This is a genomic window from Variovorax gracilis (genome assembly GCF_030317115.1).
Taxonomy (GTDB): Bacteria; Pseudomonadota; Gammaproteobacteria; order Burkholderiales; family Burkholderiaceae_C; genus Variovorax; species Variovorax gracilis.
The window spans coordinates 185967-207791 of record NZ_JASZYF010000007.1 but is presented as its reverse complement, the minus strand read 5'-3'; the positions used below and the strand labels follow the sequence as shown (position 1 = coordinate 207791).

Annotated in this window: 23 protein-coding genes and 1 tRNA gene; 10 read left to right on the top strand and 14 right to left on the bottom strand. The window is 62.6% G+C overall.

Annotated elements, in window-relative coordinates:
- The first annotated feature begins 56 nt into the window (after nt 1-56).
- Complete coding sequence (locus QTH97_RS37140; protein ID WP_444813443.1) at nt 57-389, top strand: OB-fold nucleic acid binding domain-containing protein; 333 nt, start codon at nt 57-59, stop codon at nt 387-389.
- A gap of 411 nt (nt 390-800) precedes the next feature.
- On the opposite strand, the gene QTH97_RS16335 is transcribed toward QTH97_RS37140, so the two are convergent.
- Nucleotides 801-1286 (bottom strand): helix-turn-helix domain-containing protein, encoded by a 486-nt coding sequence (locus QTH97_RS16335; protein ID WP_286569364.1) that lies wholly within the window; start codon nt 1284-1286, stop codon nt 801-803.
- A 336-nt stretch (nt 1287-1622) separates the two neighbouring features.
- Here QTH97_RS16335 and QTH97_RS16330 point away from each other — a divergent pair, with 336 nt between their 5' ends.
- Entirely contained in the window at nt 1623-2390 is a 768-nt protein-coding gene (locus tag QTH97_RS16330; RefSeq protein ID WP_286569363.1) for a PepSY-associated TM helix domain-containing protein, read from the top strand.
- A gap of 16 nt (nt 2391-2406) precedes the next feature.
- Here QTH97_RS16330 and QTH97_RS16325 read toward each other — a convergent pair whose 3' ends face one another.
- Nucleotides 2407-2712 (bottom strand): DciA family protein, encoded by a 306-nt coding sequence (locus QTH97_RS16325; protein WP_286569361.1) that lies wholly within the window; start codon nt 2710-2712, stop codon nt 2407-2409.
- Nucleotides 2713-2889: 177 nt separating this feature from the next.
- Between QTH97_RS16325 and secA the strand changes: the two genes are divergently transcribed.
- The 4 genes from secA to mutT are packed head-to-tail and all read left to right on the top strand — an operon-like array spanning nt 2890 to nt 8237.
- Nucleotides 2890-5667, top strand: coding sequence for a preprotein translocase subunit SecA (secA, locus tag QTH97_RS16320; RefSeq protein WP_286569360.1), 2778 nt, complete (start codon nt 2890-2892; stop codon nt 5665-5667).
- A 28-nt stretch (nt 5668-5695) separates the two neighbouring features.
- A complete protein-coding gene (gene argJ / locus QTH97_RS16315; protein WP_286569358.1) occupies nt 5696-6925 on the top strand; it encodes a bifunctional glutamate N-acetyltransferase/amino-acid acetyltransferase ArgJ in 1230 nt (409 codons plus the stop codon).
- A complete protein-coding gene (locus QTH97_RS16310; protein ID WP_286569356.1) occupies nt 6922-7797 on the top strand; it encodes an ATP-binding protein in 876 nt (291 codons plus the stop codon). Before argJ ends, QTH97_RS16310 begins: the two co-directional genes overlap by 4 nt.
- A gap of 8 nt (nt 7798-7805) precedes the next feature.
- Nucleotides 7806-8237, top strand: a complete 432-nt coding sequence (gene mutT / locus QTH97_RS16305; protein ID WP_286569355.1) for an 8-oxo-dGTP diphosphatase MutT — start codon at nt 7806-7808, stop codon at nt 8235-8237.
- 27 nt (nt 8238-8264) lie between these two features.
- On the opposite strand, the gene QTH97_RS16300 is transcribed toward mutT, so the two are convergent.
- From QTH97_RS16300 to QTH97_RS16255, 10 genes are all read right to left on the bottom strand, one after another.
- Nucleotides 8265-8477 (bottom strand): DNA gyrase inhibitor YacG, encoded by a 213-nt coding sequence (locus QTH97_RS16300; protein WP_286569354.1) that lies wholly within the window; start codon nt 8475-8477, stop codon nt 8265-8267.
- On the bottom strand, nt 8474-9229 hold the full coding sequence (gene zapD, locus QTH97_RS16295) for a cell division protein ZapD (protein ID WP_286569353.1): 756 nt from the start codon (nt 9227-9229) through the stop codon (nt 8474-8476). Before zapD ends, QTH97_RS16300 begins: the two co-directional genes overlap by 4 nt.
- A 30-nt stretch (nt 9230-9259) precedes the next feature.
- Complete coding sequence (locus tag QTH97_RS16290) at nt 9260-10273, bottom strand: alginate O-acetyltransferase AlgX-related protein (RefSeq protein ID WP_286569351.1); 1014 nt, start codon at nt 10271-10273, stop codon at nt 9260-9262.
- 1 nt (nt 10274) lies between these two features.
- A complete protein-coding gene (locus QTH97_RS16285; protein WP_286569350.1) occupies nt 10275-11768 on the bottom strand; it encodes an MBOAT family O-acyltransferase in 1494 nt (497 codons plus the stop codon).
- A 78-nt stretch (nt 11769-11846) separates the two neighbouring features.
- Entirely contained in the window at nt 11847-12449 is a 603-nt protein-coding gene (coaE, locus tag QTH97_RS16280) for a dephospho-CoA kinase (RefSeq protein ID WP_286569349.1), read from the bottom strand.
- Nucleotides 12450-12460: 11 nt separating this feature from the next.
- Nucleotides 12461-13303, bottom strand: coding sequence for a prepilin peptidase (locus QTH97_RS16275; RefSeq protein WP_286569348.1), 843 nt, complete (start codon nt 13301-13303; stop codon nt 12461-12463).
- Complete coding sequence (locus QTH97_RS16270) at nt 13303-14526, bottom strand: type II secretion system F family protein (RefSeq protein WP_286569346.1); 1224 nt, start codon at nt 14524-14526, stop codon at nt 13303-13305. The genes QTH97_RS16275 and QTH97_RS16270 overlap by 1 nt, the downstream gene beginning before the upstream one ends.
- 20 nt (nt 14527-14546) lie before the next feature.
- Nucleotides 14547-16280, bottom strand: a complete 1734-nt coding sequence (pilB, locus tag QTH97_RS16265) for a type IV-A pilus assembly ATPase PilB (RefSeq protein WP_286569345.1) — start codon at nt 16278-16280, stop codon at nt 14547-14549.
- A gap of 118 nt (nt 16281-16398) precedes the next feature.
- A tRNA-Pro gene (locus tag QTH97_RS16260) sits at nt 16399-16475 on the bottom strand.
- 39 nt (nt 16476-16514) lie between these two features.
- A complete protein-coding gene (locus tag QTH97_RS16255; protein ID WP_286569344.1) occupies nt 16515-17507 on the bottom strand; it encodes a polyprenyl synthetase family protein in 993 nt (330 codons plus the stop codon).
- 185 nt (nt 17508-17692) lie between these two features.
- Here QTH97_RS16255 and rplU point away from each other — a divergent pair, with 185 nt between their 5' ends.
- The 4 genes from rplU (at nt 17693) to proB (ending at nt 20592) form a co-directional block, all read left to right on the top strand.
- Nucleotides 17693-18004 carry a 50S ribosomal protein L21 gene (gene rplU, locus QTH97_RS16250; RefSeq protein ID WP_077001508.1) on the top strand — a complete coding sequence of 104 codons (312 nt, stop codon included), beginning with the start codon at nt 17693-17695 and terminating at the stop codon, nt 18002-18004.
- A 12-nt stretch (nt 18005-18016) separates the two neighbouring features.
- Nucleotides 18017-18274, top strand: coding sequence for a 50S ribosomal protein L27 (rpmA, locus tag QTH97_RS16245; protein WP_093105745.1), 258 nt, complete (start codon nt 18017-18019; stop codon nt 18272-18274).
- Between the two features lie 68 nt (nt 18275-18342).
- Nucleotides 18343-19398 (top strand): Obg family GTPase CgtA, encoded by a 1056-nt coding sequence (cgtA, locus tag QTH97_RS16240; protein ID WP_286569340.1) that lies wholly within the window; start codon nt 18343-18345, stop codon nt 19396-19398.
- A gap of 48 nt (nt 19399-19446) precedes the next feature.
- Nucleotides 19447-20592, top strand: a complete 1146-nt coding sequence (gene proB, locus QTH97_RS16235; RefSeq protein WP_286569338.1) for a glutamate 5-kinase — start codon at nt 19447-19449, stop codon at nt 20590-20592.
- A 6-nt stretch (nt 20593-20598) separates the two neighbouring features.
- Here the strand turns inward: proB and QTH97_RS16230 are convergent, their stop codons facing one another.
- Both QTH97_RS16230 and QTH97_RS16225 read right to left on the bottom strand, forming a co-directional pair.
- Complete coding sequence (locus QTH97_RS16230; protein ID WP_286569337.1) at nt 20599-21048, bottom strand: CNP1-like family protein; 450 nt, start codon at nt 21046-21048, stop codon at nt 20599-20601.
- Between the two features lie 91 nt (nt 21049-21139).
- Nucleotides 21140-21790, bottom strand: a complete 651-nt coding sequence (locus QTH97_RS16225; protein ID WP_286569335.1) for an RNA pyrophosphohydrolase — start codon at nt 21788-21790, stop codon at nt 21140-21142.
- Between the last annotated feature and the right edge of the window lie 35 nt (nt 21791-21825).

Genomic DNA, 21825 nt, shown 5'->3' with positions numbered 1-21825 from the left:
GTGCCTGTCGAGGCGTCGACGGAAATGGCCCCGGGTACGTTGAGGGGACGTGGCGGTTGCTCCGTGTTTGGAACGCGAGTGACGCTGCTGGAGAAATCGAATCCGAAATCGGAAGGCAGCGCACTTTTTCAGCCTTCGCCCGAGTTCACGCGCTCGGGTCGTTCGAATCCCCCCAGCAACTTCGTTGCAAGGCCAAGGATCGACAAAAGGTTCGTGCGAGCGGGATCGTGACGCATCGGCAACGGCCGAGCACCGCGAAAGGCGTGATCTTCGCGACGCTCGAAGACGAGACCGGAACCGTGAACATCATCGTCTGGCCGCAGATCGCCGAGAAGCAGCGCACAGTGCTGCTCGGCGCAAAGCTGTTGAGCGTCGAAGGCACATGGTAGAGCGAGAAGGGGGTTCATTCGCTCGTGGCCATGAAACTCGTGGATCACACAGAATTGCTTGGACAACTGCGCGTGTGTCGCCGAGGCGTGCCTGATTTGCGGCATCACCTACAACGCTAAGTATCTGCGCCTCGTCAAGTGCTTCCCGCCGAAAATTTGCGGCTTGAAGCGAATACCTTCTACCTCGAAGTTGATCCTGCTCCGAAGGAGAGCGAGGCCTCCTCGAATGCTTAGTTGGAGGTCAACGTAGCGAGCGGGGTCCGCCTCCGCTTGTTAGTGCACTTGGCCGTGGAGGCGTCGGACTTGCCTTGATCTTGGATCTTGCGCAGTTCTGTGAGGGAGTTCCGTTTTCAGACTGGATAGCGCGAATGGAACACTGGAGGTCGGCGAATGCAGCTGTTACCGTGCATGTCACCCTTCGCTCAGTTGGCGCACCTGCTCCTCCGGTGGCGCCGGATCCCCTGTTCGCCTTCGACCTACGCCGCCGATTGGCGCCTTCGCCTCGGCAAAGAGAGGCAGATTGAGACTTTCGAGTGATCGACGAGTCCTTGTCGCGATTTCATCCATTTGTGCTTGCTGATATGGCACCCTACTGTCAAAAAGCAGGCTGATACCGGGCGCGAGAACAATTCGATGTTCAACAATCCATGCTGCGTTGGACTTCAGGTGATTCAATTTTGCATTTCGCGGCCCCCGGCGCACTTCGTCGCGAATCTCGTCAAGTTTCCATCCACTCATATGAAGCGCCCGGATACGAATCAGTTCGCGGCGATGCTCATCGTTGTAGACGGCGGCCCGCGTTTTCCCTACAGGCGGGGAAAGCAATCGCTCCAAAATGTACCTCTTGATTATTCTTGGTGATATGCCCGTAAGGGCGCTTAGTTCAGCCAAGTTCATTTGTACTGCTCGGTTCCTGATTGGAGCCCACCAAGAGCCCCGGACCACATATTGTCTGTCCGCCAGTATCACGTCAACGTGCCCTGAGTTGGTTCGTGCCGTTGAACGGTTCAACGAGTAAGTTGCGCTCCTACCCAGTGTCTGCAGGGCGAGGGTCGTGATTCAGCCCGCCTACGCCGCCCGGCTAGTTTGTTGGTTGTTTTACCGTGCGTCCGAATGGGACTAGAAAATGCTCGCACCAGTGCCCAGACACGTCCAACTTGGCGCACCATCACCATCCCGAGATCGCTCCCGGTTTCCAGTCCCCGCCAGCGGGGGCGGACTCGGCCAGACGACATGGACAACGCCATCCAGCAGCACGTTGACAGCGGCCTCGCCGATCAAGGCGTGACCGCCTTCACCTCGTCCATTTCGACCGAAGCCCGAAGGCGCTCGCAACAGCGCCGCTCCACGATCGTGCAATGGATTCGCAAGACTCACGGCTGCTTCGGCCTGTGGGGTGCGATCCTGGGATTGATCTTCGGCACGGCGGGCATCTGGCTCAATCACCGCGCCGTACTCAAGCTGCCGATGGCGCAGCAGCGTATCAATGCCCAACTGACCTTGCCCGAACCGGCACCAGCCACTGCGGAAGAAATGGCCACATGGTTGCAGGAGGCGCTTGGCCAGAGTGGACCGCCGAATTCCACACGCACCGAGCCCGCCAAACCCGTTGCGTGGACCGAGAAGGGGAAGCGCACGCCGGCAGGTGACACGGCCGATGGTGCGGCCCCGACGAAGCCCCTGATGCAGCCGGAACGCTGGATCTTCAATTTCGGCGGCCCCGATGCCATCGTGCAGGCTGACTACTGGCGCGGCAATCGTTCTGTGGGCGTCACGACCACGAGCAACGGTTTCGTTGCGACGCTGGCCAATCTGCACAAGGGCGTTGGAATGCCTGTTGCGTGGATCCTGCTGGTGGACACTCTGGCGGGCAGCTTGATCTTCCTGTCGATCTCTGGGGTGGCGCTTTGGATGCTGACCCATCGGCGCCGGCGTGTCGGCCTCGTCATCTTCGGCACGTCGATTGCGCTTACGCTGGGATTGGTGGTCGCGCAACTCTGAGGGGCGCGCGCCGCGCTCAATGGCGCGATTGCACCTTGATGCGGATCGTCGCGACATCCCATCCGCGTGATTTCAGCCGCGCCAGGAGGATCGGCGCCAACTGCCGAAGCTTTGCGGCCGCGGCGCTCCCGTAGACCAGCACGCACCAGACGTCCCCATCGGCAGGGCCGGCCTTGACGCCGGCACGCATTTCAGGGGGGATCAGATCTTGCACCGCAGCCAGGCGCTCGCCTGATTCGCGCGCACGCGCAGCCAGGCTGGCCAGGGTGGGAGAGCCCTCTGTGGCCTCGAGCAAGGTGACGGCGTTGAAACGGCGGTTCATGGGGAAAGGTCTGCGGTCGGTGGGGCCGGACAAGGCGGCTAAAATCAACGGTTTGCCAGCAATCCTGCGGGCCGGTCGGCTTGCTTTCTGGCAAAGCGCGCCCAAGTTCCTTCTCGTCTATCTTAGGGATTTCGGTCGAAGTAGTCGCATGCAGCGAGTTTGCTTCGATCTCCATTCATGGCCACCAACTTCCTGACTCAAATTTTCGGCAGTCGCAATGACCGGCTCCTGAAGCAGTATCGCAAGACGGTTGAACGCATCAACGCGCTGGAACCATCGTTCGAGAAGCTCGATGACGATGCGCTGCGCGCCAAGACGCAGGAATTCAAGGATCGCGTCGCCAAGGGCGAAACGCTTGACGACTTGTTGCCCGAGGCCTTCGCGACAGTCCGCGAAGCGTCCAAGCGGGTCATGAAAATGCGCCACTTCGACGTCCAGTTGCTGGGCGGCATGGCGCTGCACAACGGCAAGATTTCGGAAATGCGCACGGGCGAGGGCAAGACCCTGACCGCCACGCTGCCGGTGTACCTGAACGCGCTCACAGGCAAGGGCGTGCACGTGGTCACGGTGAACGACTATCTCGCCAGCCGCGATGCAACCTGGATGGGCCGGCTCTACAACTTTCTGGGCCTTTCCGTCGGCATCAACCTGCCGCAGATGCCGCGCGAGGAAAAACAGCAGGCCTACGGCAGCGACATCACCTACGGCACGAACAACGAATACGGCTTCGACTACCTGCGCGACAACATGGTCTACGAGCCGGGCGACCGGGTCCAGCGCGGGCTGAACTACGCCATCGTCGACGAAGTGGACTCCATCCTGATCGACGAGGCACGCACGCCGCTCATCATCAGCGGCCAGGCCGAGGACCACACGGAGCTGTACCTCGCGATCAACAAGGTCGTGCCGCTGCTGGTCCGCCAGGAAGGCGAAGCCGATCCGCGCACCGGCGAGGGCGTCACCAAGCCCGGTGACTTCACCGTCGACGAGAAGACGCACCAGGTTTTCATGACCGAGGACGGCCATGAGAAGGCGGAGCAGATTCTTTCCGAGTTCAAGCTGCTGCCCGAGGGCGCCTCGCTCTACGACCCGGCCAACATCACGTTGATGCACCACCTGAATGCGGCCCTGCGTGCACGCCACCTGTATCACCGCGACCAGCACTATGTCGTACAGCAGGGCGAAGTGGTCATCGTCGACGAATTCACCGGCCGCCTGATGACGGGCCGCCGGTGGAGCGACGGCCTGCACCAGGCCGTCGAGGCCAAGGAAGGCGTCGAGATCCAGGCGGAGAACCAGACCCTCGCGTCGATCACTTTCCAGAACTACTTCCGTCTTTACGCCAAGCTCGCGGGCATGACCGGTACGGCCGATACCGAGGCCTATGAATTCCAGGAGATCTACGGCCTGGAGACCATGATCATTCCGCCGAACCGGCCGAGCAAGCGAGAGGACCAGTTGGACCGGGTCTACAAGACCACCCGGGAGAAGTACGACGCAGCCATCCAGGACATCCGTGAGTGCTACGAGCGCGGCCAGCCGGTGCTGGTCGGCACCTCGTCGATCGAGAACTCCGAAATCATCGCCGGACTGCTCGAGAAGTCCGGTTTGCCGCACCAGGTGCTCAACGCCAAGCAGCACGCACGCGAAGCGGAAATCGTGGCGCAGGCGGGCCGCACCAAGATGATCACGATCGCGACCAACATGGCGGGTCGTGGTACCGACATCGTGCTCGGCGGCAACGTCGAGAAGGCGATCGAAGCCGTGGAGGTCAACGAGGAAATCGATCCCGCAGCCAAGGCCGCCGAGACTGCCCGACTGCGTGCGCAATGGGACAAGGATCACGAGTTCGTGAAGTCGCTGGGCGGCCTGCGCATCATCGCGACCGAGCGGCATGAATCGCGCCGCATCGACAACCAGTTGCGCGGCCGTTCGGGCCGCCAGGGCGACCCGGGTTCCTCGCGCTTCTACCTGAGCCTGGACGATCCGCTGATGCGCATCTTCGCGGGCGACCGCGTGAAGGCGATCATGGACCGGCTCAAGATGCCCGACGGCGAGGCGATCGAAGCCGGCATCGTGACGCGCAGCATCGAGAGTGCCCAGCGCAAGGTCGAGGCACGCAACTTCGACGTGCGCAAGCAATTGCTCGAATACGACGACGTGTCGAACGATCAGCGCAAGGTGATCTACCAGCAGCGCAACGACATCCTCGATGCGGGCGACCTGACGGCTCAGATCGAAGGGCTGCGCGAGGGCTGCTTTGGGGACCTGGTCCGCCAGTACGTCCCCAACGAATCGGTCGAGGAGCAATGGGACCTCGCCGGTCTCGAGAAGGTGCTGTCCGACGAATGGCACATCGACATGCCGCTTCGCAAGGATGTGGAGGCTGCGACTGCGATCGGCGACGAAGACGTGGTCGAGAAGGTCGTCTCTGCGGCCAACGAGGCATTCAATGCCAAGGTCTCGCTGATCGGCCAGGAGAACTTCACGCAGTTCGAGCGTATGGTCCTGCTGCAGAGCATCGACACGCATTGGCGCGAGCACCTGGCGTCGCTGGATTACCTGCGCCAGGGCATCCACCTTCGCGGCTATGCGCAGAAGCAACCGAAGCAGGAATACAAGCGTGAGGCCTTCGAGTTGTTCGGCCAATTGCTCGACTCGGTGAAGAACGAAGTCACGCGCCAGCTCATGACCGTGCGCGTGCAGTCCACCGAGCAGCTCGAGCAGGCCGCCGAAGCCATGGAGAGCCGCGGCGAGAACGTGGCGAACATCACCTACACGGCACCCACCGAAACCGGTGAAGTCGAAGTGCGCGTCGATGAAGAAAGCCTGCGTCGCCAGGCCGCAGGTGGCCTGAGCGCCGGCGCCGCCGCCTTTGCGCGAGTGGGCCGCAACGATCCCTGCCCCTGCGGCAGTGGCAAGAAGTTCAAGCATTGCCACGGCAAGCTCACCTGATTTCCGTATCCGTCAGCAGGACCCCTCCATGCCCGTGAATCTTTCCGCTCCAGATCCCTCGGCGTTGCACGCGGTGCCCGGCGTTCGCATCGGCGTCGCCGAAGCCGGTGTGCGCAAGGCCAACCGCAAAGACCTGACCGTGGTGCTGATCGACGAAGGCGCCGCAGTGGGCGGTGTGTTCACGCAGAACCGCTTCTGCGCCGCACCCGTTCAGCTTTGCCGTGACCACCTGGCCGCGAACTTCGGTGTTCGCGCCATGCTGATCAATACAGGCAATGCGAACGCCGGCACGGGCGAAGACGGATTGGCGCGCGCGCGTGCCACCTGCATCGCGCTGGCGCGCAAGCTCAATCTCGCACCGGAGCAGATCCTGCCGTTTTCCACCGGCGTGATCATGGAGCCACTGCCGATCGACCGGATCGAGGCGGGGCTGCCAGCCGCGCTGGCCGACGCCTCGCCGTCGAACTGGGCGCGCGCCGCTGAAGGCATCATGACGACGGACACGGTGCCCAAGGCCTTCAGCCAGCAGGTGCAGGTCGGCGGCGCCACGGTCACGATCACCGGCATCAGCAAGGGCGCCGGAATGATCCGGCCGAACATGGCGACGATGCTCGGCTTCATGGCTACCGATGCGAAGATCGATGCGTCCTTGATCCAACCGCTTGCGAAGGCCTTGGCTGACGCGTCATTCAACCGGGTGACGATCGACGGCGATACGTCGACCAACGATTCCTTCGTGGTCATCGCCACGCAGAAGGCAGATCACAGCACCATCACCTCGCTCGAATCCGCCGAGGGACGTGCGTTGGTGGAAGCGATGCAGGGCGTTGCACGCCAGTTGGCGCAGGCCATCGTGCGTGACGGCGAAGGCGCGACCAAGTTCATCACCATCCGTGTCGAAGGTGGACGCGATGCGGCGGAGTGCCGGCAAGTGGCCTACGCGGTCGCGCATTCGCCTTTGGTCAAGACGGCGTTCTACGCGAGCGATCCGAATCTCGGCCGCATTCTGGCCGCCGTCGGCTATGCGGGCATTGCCGATCTGGACCAGACGGGCATCGATCTCTACCTCGACGACGTTCATGTGGCCATCAAGGGGGGGCGCAATCCGACCTACCGCGAGGAGGATGGCCAGCGCGTAATGAAGCAGAGCGAGATCACGGTGCGCATCGCGCTCGGCCGCGGCAATGCCGCCGACACCGTCTGGACTTGCGATCTGAGCCACGACTACGTGTCGATCAACGCCGACTACAGGTCATGAACGAAAAATTCGAACGCCTGATCGAGCGCGCCGAACAACTGATCAGCCGCATCGAATCGATCCTCCCGCAGCCCCTGGCCGCCCCCACCGACTGGAGTGCTTCCATCGCCTGGCGCTATCGTCGCCGCAGTTCGGGCCACGGCACCCTGGAGCCGGTGCGCCACGTGGCGACGATGCCGCTCGATGCGCTGAAGGAAATCGACGTCCAGAAGGAGAAGATCGAACGCAACACGCGTCAATTCGTCGAAGGCAGGCCGGCCAACAACGTACTGCTGACCGGCGCCCGCGGCACCGGCAAATCGTCGCTGATCCGTGCCTGCCTGCAGGCCTATGCGCCGCAAGGCCTGCGGCTCATCGAAGTCGACAAGGCCGAACTCACCGACTTGCCGGACATCGTCGAAGTGGTCTCGAATCGACCCGAAAAGTTCATCGTCTTCAGCGACGACTTGAGCTTCGACGAGGGGGAGCCGGGCTACAAGGCGCTCAAGTCGATCCTCGACGGCTCCATCGCCGCGGCCACGCCCAATGTGCTGATCTACGCGACCAGCAATCGGCGCCACCTGCTGCCTGAGTACATGAAGGAAAACCTCAGCTACACGCATACCGAGGACGGCGAAGTGCATCCCGGCGAGGTGATCGAAGAGAAGATCTCGCTCTCCGAGCGCTTTGGTCTCTGGGTGAGCTTCTATCCGTTCAGCCAGAACGAGTACCTGACCATCGTCGCGCAATGGCTGTCCTCTTTCGGTGTGGACGCGAAAGCCATCGAGGCCGCCCGGCCGGAGGCGTTGGTCTGGGCGCTCGAGCGGGGCTCGCGCAGCGGGCGTGTGGCCTACCAGTTCGCGCGCGACTACGCCGGCCGCGCCGCCGCCTGAGTCTCGTGATGACGGATTTGCGCAAGCACACCGAAGTCGCCGTGGGCATCCTGATCCGTGAGGACGATGCCTTGCTGCTTTCGACCCGACCGGAAGGCAAGCCCTACGCCGGGTACTGGGAGTTTCCCGGCGGCAAGATCGAGGCGGGTGAGACGGTCGAGCAGGCCTTGCGGCGTGAATTGCACGAAGAACTCGGCATCACCATTGCGGGCGCCGAGGTCTGGAAGGTCACCGAGCACGACTATCCGCATGCGCTGGTGCGTCTTCACTGGTGCAAGGTCAAGGCTTGGGACGGCGACTTCGAGATGCGCGAAGGCCAGTCGATGTGCTGGCAGCAACTGCCGCTCGAGGTCGAGCCGGTGCTCCCCGGTGCGCTGCCCGTCCTGGGATGGCTTGCCGACGAACGCGGCATGCCCGATCCACATGCGGTAGCGCGTTGATCGCCATGCGCTGCCCGCGCGGACGAGCTATTGCTGCCGCTTGGGGTCGCCGAACGGGTCGTCGTCCGGCGGCGCATCTGCTGGCATCCTGAACTCTTCACTTGCCCAGGCACCCAGATCGATGCCCTTGCAGCGCGCACTGCAGAAGGGCCGGTAGGGGTTGCTCGGTGCGTAGATGCTGTCCTGGCCGCACGCCGGACAGCGCACGATGCGCTCGCCAAAGGAAGGGGTGCCGCTCATGCGCAGAGAGTCAGTTCGAAAGGTGTGTCATCCGTGCTGTGGTGCAGGCGGTCGTCGGCCTCGTGGCGCATCAGTCGCACCGATACCATCAGCCGATTGCCGCTGATCTCGGGAATCAGGCCCAGTTTCGGGTCGATGCGCAGGCGCAGGAGCTGGAAGCTCCGACCTTGTGGCAGGGTTTGCTGAAACTGTCCATTCGTTGCGATGACCTTGTAGGGAACGTCGGCATCGCGCAGCAGTTTGAGCAGCAGGTAGATGGACTCGGCCAAGGGTGCGAGCGTGGAGGACCAGCGCTCGAGGTCGGCTCGCCGCTCCGGAGCCCGGCGGTTTTGCCAGGCGTAGTACGCGGGCAGGTCGAATTCGCAGGTACCGCCGGGAATGCCGGCACGGCTGCGGATGCTCATCAGCCATTCGTTCTCGGTCAACGCCTGGCCGGCCTTGCCCGGTACCGTGTTGAGCGTGGTGAAGTTGCTCTCCAGCTTGCTCACCACCTGATCCAGCACCGTTTCGGCGATAGCCGGATTGCCGCGGTAGCTGTTGAACACGTTCTTGTGCTTGTCCAAGTCCCTCAGGACATCGGCCTTCAGATCGGCACGCGCTGCCACGTCCATGATCTCGAAGATCGTGACGAGGGCGTAGTGGTGCAAGAGGGCCGAATCGGCCGGGACCAGTTCCCCAAGACGGCGGAACAGGTGCTCCAGCCGCAAGTAGGTCCGGATGCGCTCGTTGAATGGGTACTCGTAAAGGATCACGCGTGAGGGCTTCCTGTCGGGATGATAGCTTCAAGACGCCTTGGCGCGCGGCTCGGGCAGTATCTTGCGCACCGACTCCAGCATGCGCTGCCCGAGGATCAATTGGCCATGCATCGACAAATGGGTGTCATTGGGGAAATAGAAGTCACGAACCTTCGTCTTCTGCTCCATGGCAAAGGTGAAAAGGTCGGGGCCGAGGCCCGCGTCGCGAAACGCCGTCACAAAATCTTTCGAATGATCCGGCTTGACGTAGATCGTCGTCTTGTTCGGAATCACCATCCACATGATGGAGCGGGTTGGGTGAGCGTCGGAGAACGCGCGCATTTGCCGCACATTCTCCGGCGTGATCTCGCCATTGTCGTCGTCGTCCTTGAAGAACAATGCCTTGTTGCACAGACGGCTGCTGAACATCGAACAGCCGTCGACGACGGGGCGGGCCCATGTTTGCTTGCTTGCCAGGGTCTCGCCGGCCGATTCCTTGGCCTTTTGCGTATTCCTGTAGGTCTTGTAGCCGGTTGTCAGCTTGCCTTTCCAGTTGAGTTCAAAGCCTGGCACTTGCTCGGGAGGCGAGACGAAGGGCTCGGTCTTGGATTCGAATGGCTTTTGCATCTTCGCGCAATTTTGTGTCTTGGCGAGGCGATCGCCGAGTAGGCGCTCGACGCTTTCGAGCACGACCAGCTTGCCGCGGAACCCGGCGCTATCCAGCCACGCGTCGAAATCTTGACAGAGCGCTTCTCCGATCTGGCCCCAGTAGATTGTCGTGACGCGATAGCCGGCTCTGGTGAGCACCGATTGCCATCGGTAAGTCATTGAAAAGCTGTCGCCGATGACAAGGATGTCCGCTTCGGACACTGGCGACGCGCGGAGGTATTGCGGTTCGACGTGTGGTTGGGCCAGTTGCCACCCGAACTCGTTATCCGAAATCTGGCCGATCCGGGACAGATCGCCATACGGAACGGTCGTTGCCAAGGTGGTGACCAGCATCGCCACGATGATGGCAAAGCCGGCCAGAAAGATCTGCAGCCAGAGTTTTGCGGGCGTCATATCAGAACTGGAAATAGAGGAAGGGGCTGTAGGAGCCCAGCTTCGACACGCAGAGTCCGAGCAGGATCACTGTCGCAAGCGCCATCAGCGCGGTGAAGATCCTGGCGACGCGCGGGCGTCCGGCCAGCGCCTGGGCTTGAGGTACCCAGCGCTGCAGCGTGATGGTAGGCGGCAATACGAGGCAGATGAACAGACCCACCAGCATGGTTTGGAAGAACTCCGGCTTGCGGATCGGCACGGGCCCGAATTCATGGAAAGCCCCAAGCGCGGTACCGTGCATTCCCAGCATGCCTTTGTAGATGTCGATCGCCGCATTCATGCTTTCGGCACGGAAGACTACCCACGCGATCATCACGCAGATGAAGGTGAGGAGCCAGCCAAGCACGCGGGCCAGGCGCCCGGGCGCCGCGTTGCGGCGCACCTTTGCGTTCCACAGGTGATTGATCATCAGGAAGGTGCCATGCAGCGCACCCCAGATCACGAACGTCCAGGCAGCGCCGTGCCAGAGTCCGCCCAGCAGCATGGTGAGGAATAGGTTCAGATAGCGCCGCGCCGGCCCCTTTCGGTTCCCACCCAGGGGTACATAAAGATAGTCGCGCAAGAAGGTGGACAGCGAAATGTGCCAGCGGCGCCAGAACTCGATGATGCTGGTCGACTTGTAGGGCGAATTGAAGTTGAGCGGCAACTGCACGCCCAGGCACAGCGACAGGCCCACGGCCATGTCCGAGTAGCCTGAAAAGTCGAAGTAGATCTGCAGCGTATAGGCCATCACGCCGAGCCACGCGGTGTACAGCGTCGGAAGGGTGCCGTTGTGCACCCCGGTGAACATCAGGTCCGCGTACTCTCCCATCCGATCGCCGATGAGGAGCTTCTTGGCCAGGCCGAAGACGAAGATCGCGAGCCCCAGCGAAACCTTGTTCAAGTCCATCCGGTAGGTCGCCGGATTCGCGAACTGCGGCATCATTTGCGCGTGATGAAGCACCGGCCCGGCGATCAGGTGCGGGAAATAGGTGACGAACAGCACGTAGTGAATGAAGCTGCGCTCGTGGACCTTGTCCTGCCAGCAGTCGACCAGGAAGGCGATCTGCGTGAAGGTGTAGAAGGAAATGCCAATGGGCAGGGCCACATGCAGAAGCGGCAACGGCGAGTACCCGGCCGCGCCGAGCCCCTCATTCACATTGCTGACGAAGAAATTCGCATACTTGAAGGTCGCGAGGACCCCTAGATTGACCACCAGCGCAAATACCAGCATGCGCTTTCGCCCAGCATCGGTTCGTCCGGGGCCTCGCGTCAGGCGCAGTCCCGCCCAGTAGTTGAAGCAGATCGATCCCACCAGCAGCGGCAGCGCCTGGACGCTCCACCAGCCATAGAAGAACAGCGACGCCAGGGCGAGAAAGCCGGCTGCCGCACGCGCGTTCTGCTTACCGATCAGGAAGAACCCGAAAAAGACGATCGGGAAAAAACAGAATATGAACGCGTACGAATTGAAGAGCATCTTGTGGGAAGTGGCTCGCGGAGCCGTCTCGCGCTCCGCATTCTTGTTATCCGGCGCATGGGCCGGTCGGCCGACTGATTATCGCGCGACGATACCTGTCCACCGCGTCCACAGATCCTGTACTTCGGAGGCGAGTTCCGGCATCGCCAGGTTCTCGTTGAAGATCACGGCGTCGGCCGCGGCCCTGCGGTGGGCACGCTCGGCCTGTTGCGCGATGACCGCACGAACCGCCTCGGACGCCCAGCCCGAACGCGTCAAGACGCGACGCAACTGGGTTTCTTCAGTGGCGTCGATCACGAGCACCCGATCGACGATGGCGCGCCAGCGTCCTGATTCGACCAGGAGAGGTACGTCGAATACGATGGCTTGCCCCGAGGCCGCCGCGGCTGCCTGGCGCTCGCATTCCGCGCCGATGAGAGGATGAAGGATCGACTCAAGCCGCTTCTTGGCTTGAATGTCGGCGAACACCAGGCTTCGCATGCGCGCCCTGTCCATGCCTCCGTCCTCGGCAAGGATGGACTGGCCGAATTCTGCTTCGAGGGCCGGCATTGCGGCCCCCCGGGGCTCGGCAACCGACCGCGCAATCGCATCCGTATCGACCAGCTTCGCGCCCAACGAGACCAGCATGCTCGCGACAGTGCTCTTGCCGCTGCCGATGCCGCCGGTCAAGCCGATGCGCATGGCCTCTCGCCCTAGAGGCCGGCCACGCGGAGAATCGCGTCCGGTCCGAAGATCATGGCCGTCAAGCCGGCACCGGCGAGGAAGGGTCCGAAGGGCACGTAGCCACCTTCGCGCAACCTGCTGCTGAACTTGAGCGCAAGGCCGACGACCACGCCGATGACGGACGCCATCAGGATGATGGGCACCAGCGCTTGCCATCCGAACCACGCTCCGAAAGCGGCGAAGAGCTTGAAATCTCCATAGCCCATGCCCTCCTTGCCCGTGGTGAGCTTGAAGAGCCAGTAGATGGCCCATAGGGAGAGATAGCCCGCGACTGCACCCCAGACGGCGCTCGCAAGCGGCACTCCGGTAAAGCCGGCGATGGAGGCCAGAAGGCCGGCCCACAGCAAGGGGAGCGTGATGTCGTCCGGCAGCAGCGTCGTGTCCCAATCGATGAGCGCCAATGCAAGCAGCGCCGCCGCAAAGCCGCACCACGCCAGGCTGCCGATCTGCCCGGGCATGCGCCACACGCACCAGGCGAAGAGCGCGCCGGTCACCAGTTCGACCACCGGATAGCGCATGCTGATCGATGTCCCGCAAGCCGAGCACTTTCCGCGCAGCACGAGATAGCTCAGCACGGGGACATTCTCATACCAGCGAATCGCATGCCCGCATTGCTGGCAGCGCGAATGCGGAACCATGAGGTTGAATCGCTCGGCAGGCGCGGCGTCGCCGCCGCCTGCGCTGGCGCATTCGGCCGCCCACTGTGCTTCGAGCATCTTGGGCAGCCTATAGATCACGACATTGAGGAAACTGCCGATCAAGAGCCCCAGCACGCCGGCCAGCGCGGCGTCCACCCCCTGCGAAACGAGCATCAGACGACCTGGCCGAGCTTGAAGATGGGCAGGTACATCGAGACCACGATCCCGCCGATGATCACACCCAGGAACACAATGATGATGGGTTCCATCAAGCTGGAAAGGCCGGCCACCATGTCGTCGACCTCGGATTCGTAGAAGTCGGCCGCCTTGCCCAGCATGTGGTCGATCGAGCCCGACTCCTCGCCGATGGCGGTCATCTGCAGCACCATCGATGGGAACAGGTTGGCGTTGGTCATCGCCGTCGTGAGGCTGGTCCCGGTCGAGACTTCCTGCTGGATCTTGGTCGTGGCTTCCGCATACACGGAGTTGCCCGATGCACCCCCGACGGAATCGAGCGCTTCGACCAGCGGCACGCCCGCGGCGAACATGGTCGCCAGCGTCCGGGTCCAGCGCGCGACGCACGATTTGTCGATCAGGTCGCCAAAGATCGGCACACGCAAAAGGAGACGGTCCATGACCTGTTGGACGCGTTCGTTGCGCTTCCAGGCCTGCATGAAGAAGTAGAGGCCACCGCCGATCACGCCGAAGATCAACCACCAATAGGCCACGAAGAACTCGCTGATCGCCATGACGAACAACGTCGGAGCGGGCAGGTCCGCGCCGAATGAAGTGAACACCTGCTTGAATGCCGGGATCACGAAGATCATGATGATCGCCACCACCACGAACGCCACGACGATCACCGACGTCGGGTACATGAGCGCCGACTTGATCTTCGACTTGATCGCCTCCGTCTTCTCCATGTAGGTGGCGAGGCGGTCGAGCAGGTCTTCCAGAATACCTGCGGCCTCGCCGGCCTCGACCAGGTTGCAGTAGAGACTGTCGAAGTACTTGGGGAACTTGCGGAACGCGGACGACAGCGATGTGCCCGTTTCGACGTCGCTGCGGATGTCGTTGAGCAGCTTGGCGACACTGGGATTCGCATTGCCGCGACCGACGATGTCGAAAGCCTGCAGCAGCGGGACGCCGGCTTTCATCATGGTTGCCAACTGGCGGGTGAAGATGGCGATGTCCTTCGGCTTGATGGCCTTGCCGGAGCGCATGCGCCGCTTCTTGATCTTGGTCGTGAGCACGCCCTGGCGCCGCAGTGCCGCCTGCACCTGGTTCTCGCCGGCCGCGCGTACTTCACCGCGCACCGTCTTGCCGTTTCGATCCTTGCCCTCCCACTCAAAGACGTATTCCTTGAAGGTTCGGTTGGATGCTGCTGCCGTTGCCATTGAATCTCCGCTTCTCGATGCTATTCGTTGGTGACTGCCAGCACTTCTTCCAGTGAGGTCAGTCCCTGCATGACTTTCTTGAGGCCCGACTGGCGCAGCGAGCGCACGCCTTCGGCTTCGGCCTGCCGCGCGATGTCGAGCGCGCTTCCATCGCGAAGGATGATCTTCTGGATCTCTTCGCTGATCGGCATCACCTGATAAATGCCGACACGACCCTTGTACCCGCCATTGCACGCCGAGCAACCGACCGGGTGATAGGGCTTCCAGGAATTGTCCAGATCGTGAGGCTTGAAGCCGGCGTCGATCAATGCCTGCTTCGGTACATCGGCGGGAGCGCGGCAAACGGTGCACAGTCGCCGCGCAAGCCGCTGCGCGGTGATGAGGATGACGCTGGACGCGATGTTGAAGGGCGCGATGCCCATGTTGCGCATCCGTGTGAGCGTTGTCGGCGCATCGTTGGTATGCAGGGTCGAGAGGACCAGGTGGCCCGTCTGCGCGGCCTTGATAGAGATGTCGGCGGTTTCGAGGTCGCGAATTTCGCCGACCATGATGATGTCCGGATCCTGTCGCAGGAAGGCGCGCAGCGCCGTAGCGAAAGTCAGGCCCGCCCGTTCGTTGACGTTGACCTGGTTGACGCCCGGCAGGTTGATTTCGGACGGATCTTCCGCCGTGGCGATGTTCACCCCGGGCTTGTTGAGCAGGTTCAGGCAGGTGTAGAGCGACACGGTCTTGCCGGAACCGGTCGGACCGGTGACCAGAACCATGCCATACGGTCGACCGATGGCGTGAAGCAAGCGCTCCTTTTCGTCAGCGTCGTAGCCGAGTGCATCGATACCGAGGCGTGCGCTGCTCGGATCCAGGATACGGATCACGATCTTCTCGCCGAACAGCGTGGGCAGGGTGCTCACCCGAAAATCGATCACGCGTTCCGGACCGATCTTGAGCTTCATCCGGCCGTCTTGGGGCACTCGCTTTTCGGAGATGTCCAGCCGGGAAATGACCTTGATGCGCGACGCGAGCTTGTCCTTGATGACCGTTGGCGGACTCGCGATCTCGCGCAGCTCGCCGTCGACACGGAAGCGCACGCGGTAGTTGTGCTCGTAGGGTTCGAAATGAATGTCCGACGCCCGCATGCTGAATGCATCGAGCAGCATCTTGTGCAGGAACCGGACGACCGGAGCGTCCTCGACCTCGGCAACTGCCGGGTCGGCGGTCTCGTTGGAGGTATCCGCGGAGACTTCGTCGAACTCGAACTCGGCGCCAACGATGCTGTCGATGGTCTCGGCTGCAGTGACTGCCGCCGCTTCGATCATGCGAGAGAGCTTGTCGTATTCCGCAATGACCCAGTCGACGCCCATCTGGGACGCGAACTTTATTTTTTCCGCGGCCTGCTGGTCCGAAGGGTCAGCTGTTGCAACAATGAGACGATTGTTGCGCTTGCTCAGGACGACAACCCGGTAGGCCTGGCACAGCTTGGCGTCCAGAAGGTCCTTCGGAAGGCGCTGGGGGTCGATGGCGTCCAGATCGAGGAGGGGAGCGCCGAACGCACTCGACAGGGTGTGGGCCAGGTCGGCCGCCGACACTGCGCCGGTACCGGTCAATTCCGCAATGAAGCTGGTCCGCGCGCTCAGCGACTTCTGGTAGATGTCTTCCGCGGCCTTCGCGGCCAGCTTTCCGGCCGAGACCAGCGCGCGTGCGAGCCCGGGAAGGGCGATCGACGTGCTTTCTTTGACGAGGGGTTCGGCGGCGGCCATTCAACGAATGTAAGAGACGTGAAAAATTGCTTCACGATCATCGCTGATCGCCCATGGACTGTAAACCGCTGCGCGTGCAATTGAGCGCGCAGCATTTGGCAATTACAGCCCAAAAGGCTGGTCGGGGTGAGAGGATTCGAACCTCCGGCCTCTACGTCCCGAACGTAGCGCTCTACCAGGCTAAGCTACACCCCGATGGTTGCAAAAAGAGAGAGAGTCGTCCTTCGTGGTGACTTAGGCGCGTCGCTCAAGCAACTGAGCCGCTAATTGTAGCAAACCCGCGGAGTGCGGATTCGCAGGAAAACCACGCAGTGCGTCCATTGCGCGTTGGGCCTCTGCGGCGGCGGCGGCGCGGGTGGCTTCCAGAGCGCCCGTTTCGCGCACGATGGCCACGATTTGAGGCAATTGTGTCGTGTCGCCGGCTTCGATGGCTGCGCTGATCAGGTCGCGCTGCTCTGGTGTGCCCCGCTGCATGGCGAGAATCAGCGGCAGCGTGGTCTTGCCTTCGCGAAGGTCATCGCCGACGTTCTTGCCCGTCTCGTTGGCGTTGCCGGCGTAGTCCAGGACGTCGTCGATGACCTGGAACGCGGTACCCAGCGCCTGCCCGTAGGTCGCGCAGGCCTCTTCGACTTCAGGCGTCGCCCCGGCCAGCACGGCTGCAAGGCGCGTGCTCGCTTCGAACAGCTTGGCTGTCTTCGAGCGAATCACCCGAAGGTACGCTTCCTCGTCGAGGGAGGCGTCGTGCATGTTCATCAACTGAAGCACTTCGCCTTCGGCGATGACGTTGGTTGCGTCCGCCAGGATCTCCATGACCCGGACGTCGTTGGCATCCAGCATCATCTGGAAGGCGCGCGAATAGAGGAAGTCGCCGACGAGAACGCTCGCCGGGTTTCCGAACGACTCGTTCGCGGTGGGGCGGCCTCGGCGAAGCGTGGATTCGTCGACGACGTCGTCGTGCAGCAGGGTTGCCGTGTGGATGAATTCGACGACCGCCGCCAGGTTGAAGCGCTGCTCCTCGCGATAACCCAGCGCGCCGGTCATGAGAAGGAGCAATGCGGGCCGCAACCGCTTGCCTCCGGCGGAGATGATGTATTTGGAAACCTGCCGCACCAGCGGCACGCCGGTGTCGAGCCGGCGGCTGATCACGCGGTCGACTCCCGCCATGTCTTCAGCGATGAGGTCGAGAACGGCAGCGGCGGGGGAGGTGTCGGCGGCGGGAACTGGCAAAGCAAGGGCGCTTGCGCGCTGCGTGGGATGCGACGATGGCAGGGCTGGAAGTCGCAGATTATAGGGAGACGAATCCGCCCGATTCGCCTCCGCTACCGCCCGGTGGCTCGGAAAATGCCTGTCGTGCTAGAATCTAGGGCTCTGCGGAATTCGCCGTGGAGCCATCTTATTCCCAAGAGGTCAACATGTACGCGGTCATAAAAACCGGCGGCAAGCAGTATCGCGTTGCTTCCGGCGAGAAAATCAAAGTAGAACAGATTGCTGCGGACGTAGGCCAGGAAATCGTGATCGACCAAGTGCTCGCAGTCGGCGACGGCAGCGCAATCAAGGTTGGTACGCCCCTGGTGTCCGGCGCAACGGTAACAGTCACGGTACTGTCGCACGGCAAGCACGACAAGGTTCGCATCTTCAAGATGCGCCGTCGCAAGCACTATCAGAAACGTCAAGGCCATCGCCAGCAGTTCACCGAGCTGCAAATCGGCGCGATCGCCGGCTAAGGAGCTGATTCCATGGCACAGAAAAAAGGCGGCGGCTCTACGCGAAACGGGCGCGATTCGAAGCCCAAGATGCTCGGCGTGAAGGCGTTTGGTGGTGAACTGATCAGCGCAGGCTCGATCATCGTGCGCCAGCGCGGTACCCAGTTCCACCCCGGCGTCAACGTCGGCGTGGGCAAGGACCACACGCTGTTCGCCCTGGTCGACGGCCACGTGTCGTTCGGTACCAAGGGTGCACTGAACAAGCACACGGTCAACGTGACCCCGGCCTGAGCCAGTCACTTCGATCTTTTCGAAGCCCCGCTTTGCCGGGGCTTCTTCATTTGTAAACTGGACATCTCATGAAGTTCGTGGACGAAGCCTTCATTGACGTTGCCGCTGGCGACGGTGGCAACGGCTGTGTGTCGTTCCGCCATGAGAAGTACAAGGAGTTCGGCGGGCCGAACGGCGGTGACGGCGGCCGAGGCGGCCATGTCTTTGCCGTGGCCGACCCGAACCTGAACACGCTCGTCGACTTCCGTTTCTCGCGCCGCCACGACGCCAAGCGCGGTCAGCACGGCATGGGGTCGGACATGTTCGGCGCCGCCGGCGACGACGTCACCCTGAAGATGCCCGTCGGCACGATCATTTCCGACGCCGAAACGGGCGAGGTGCTGTACGAACTGCTGACGCCGGGCGAGGTGATCACCATCGCCAAGGGCGGCGACGGCGGTTTCGGCAACATGCGCTTCAAGAGCGCCATCAACCGCGCACCTCGTCAGAAGACTCCCGGCTGGCCCGGTGAAAAGAAGAACCTCAAGCTCGAGCTGAAGGTGCTGGCCGATGTGGGCCTGCTGGGCATGCCGAATGCCGGCAAGTCGACGCTCATCAGTGCCATTTCCAATGCGCGCCCGCGCATCGCCGACTACCCCTTCACCACGCTGCACCCGAACCTCGGTGTGGTGCGCGTTGGTCCGGAGCAGAGCTTCGTCGTGGCCGATCTTCCAGGGTTGATCGAGGGCGCTTCCGAAGGCGCCGGGCTCGGTCACCTGTTCCTGCGGCACTTGCAGCGCACCCGCCTGCTGTTGCACGTGATCGACATGGCACCGTTCGACGAAAGTGTCGATCCGGTCGCCCAAGCCAAGGCCATCGTGGGCGAACTCAAGAAGTACGACGCGGCCCTGTATGAAAAGCCGCGTTGGCTGGTCTTGAACAAGCTCGACATGGTGCCAACCGACGAGCGTGCCGCGCGCGTCAAGGACTTCGTCAAGCGGCTGCGGTTCAAGGGTCCCGTCTTCGAGATCTCGGCGCTGACGCGCGAGGGTTGCGAGCCGCTGGTGCAAGCGATCTACCAGCACGTCAAGGCGCAGCAGGTGGCCGAGCAGCCCTCGACGGAGATCGATCCGCGTTTTTCCTGAGTGCCGGGACCGTGATTCCGGCAGCATTCCCCGACCGCAACAGCTCCAATGACCTCCAGCACCGGTTCCACTGCCCTTCGTGACGCTCGGCGCATCGTCGTCAAGGTCGGCTCCAGCCTTGTCACCAATGAAGGCCGTGGCCTGGACGAGAGCGCCATCGGGGAATGGTGCAGACAACTCGCCACGCTGGTGCGCGACGGGCGGGAGGTAGTGATGGTGTCGAGCGGCGCCATCGCCGAAGGCATGAAGCGGCTGGGTTGGCGTGTGCGTCCTCACGAAATCCATGAACTGCAGGCCGCTGCCGCTGTCGGCCAGATGGGTCTGGCGCAGATGTACGAGACCAAGCTGCGCGAAAACGGCATCGGCAGCGCCCAGGTGCTCCTGACGCACGCCGATCTGGCCGATCGCGAGCGCTATCTGAACGCGCGCTCCACCCTCGTCACCTTGCTCGCGCTGGGTGTCGTGCCGGTCATCAATGAGAACGACACGGTCGTCAACGACGAGATCAAGTTCGGTGACAACGACACCCTGGGCGCGTTGGTCGCCAACCTGGTGGAAGCCGATGCCCTCGTGATCCTGACCGATCAAAAGGGCCTGTTCAGCGCCGATCCTCGCAAGGACCCCAATGCCCGCTTCGTGCACGAGGCGGCCGCAGGCGACCCCGTGCTCGAAGCGATGGCTGGCGGCGCCGGCAGCAGCATCGGCCGCGGCGGCATGATCACGAAGATCCTCGCAGCCAAGCGCGCTGCCGGCTCTGGCGCGTCCACGGTCATCGCTTGGGGCCGCGAGCCGGATGCGCTCTTGCGCCTGACGCGTGGGGAGCCCATTGGCACGCTATTGGTGGCGCAAACTGCCAAGCACCAGGCGCGCAAGCGCTGGATGGCGGACCATTTGCAGTTGCGGGGCGCTGTCCTCGTGGACGCCGGCGCCGCTGCCAAGGTGCGCGGTGAGGGCAAGAGCCTGCTGCCGATCGGCATGACCGCGGTGGAGGGCGAATTCTCGCGGGGCGACGTGATCGCCATCCGGGACCAGCAGGGCGCCGAGTTGGGCCGCGGGCTGGCCAACTACTCGAGCGTCGAAGCGCGGATGCTGTGCCGCAAGCCTTCGTCGGAGTTCGAGCGTCTGCTGGGCTATGTCGCGGAGCCGGAGATGGTCCACCGCGACAACATGGTGCTGATGCCCGACGGGCGCTGAAGCACCCTACTGGACCTCGCGGATCGGCTCCTTCAACTGCCTGATCATCTCGCTGACCGATGCACGAGGGGCGTGACCACGGCAAAGGGCTTGCGCGGACAACTCCTTGGCATAGCGGGAATTTCGGTCGTTGATACGCTTCCATTCCGGATTGGACACGTTGTGCCAGGCCCCCTGGTTGAAGCGGGCGTACTGCTTCACCTCTTCGGTCTCGCAGCGCACGCCTTCGTAGAACGCATTGGTGGCGCCGCCGGCCTTGTTGCTGGCCACGATCACGTAGCGAACCATGCCGTCGCCGGTCAACGCGATGGTGGCCGGGTCGATCCCGTACTTCAAGCTCAGGTGGGGCGGCATCTCGATCGGGAGCAGCCTCTTTTCATCGAAGGCGGGAGGAGGCGGCACTGCGCCTTCTTTCCATTCATCGGCCTGAGCCGTCACGCTGGGCGGCGGCGGCATGCCGGATTGCGCCCAGTCCGGGTTGTCGGTATTTCTTGAACCCGAACCGCACGCGGCGACCATGCTGGCAACGGTCAGGACGAGAACATGCTTAGCGCTGCAAGTGAAGAGGGTCGCTGGGGTCGGGCGCTGGATGAGAGGCATTGGGATTCGGGTCGAAACTTGCCCCCGGGGGCAGTTCGAAGTGGGATTCATGGCCTGCAGCCGGCGGATGGCGCTCGAATTCGCGAGCGCGCACGTTGCTGCGCAGGAAGCGGTTACGGAAATCCTGCCGGGGCAGGTAGCGGGCGAGTTCGGTCAGCGCCATCTCATAGACGCCGCGCTTGAATTCGACCACCACGTCCAGCGGGACCCAGTAGTCGTGCCAACGCCAGGCGTCGAACTCCGGATGGTCGGTGGCACGCAGGTTCAGGTCCCAGTCGTGCCCTATCAGTTGCAGCAAATACCAGATCTGCTTCTGGCCCTTGTAGTGGCCGCGCGCGTCACGGCGGATGAACCGATCCGGCACCTCGTAGCGCAACCAGTCACGGGTACGGGCCACGATGCGCACATGCTCCGGATGGAGGCCTACTTCCTCGTGCAGTTCCCGGAACATGGCCTGCTCGGGACTTTCGCCGCGATCGATGCCGCCTTGCGGAAACTGCCAGGAATGGGTGCGAATGCGTTTACCCCAGAAAACCTGGTTTCTCTGGTTGAGCAGGATGATGCCGACGTTGGGCCTGAAGCCGTCCCGGTCGAGCATAATCAAACCCCAATTTTTGAACTGAGTCGATTATG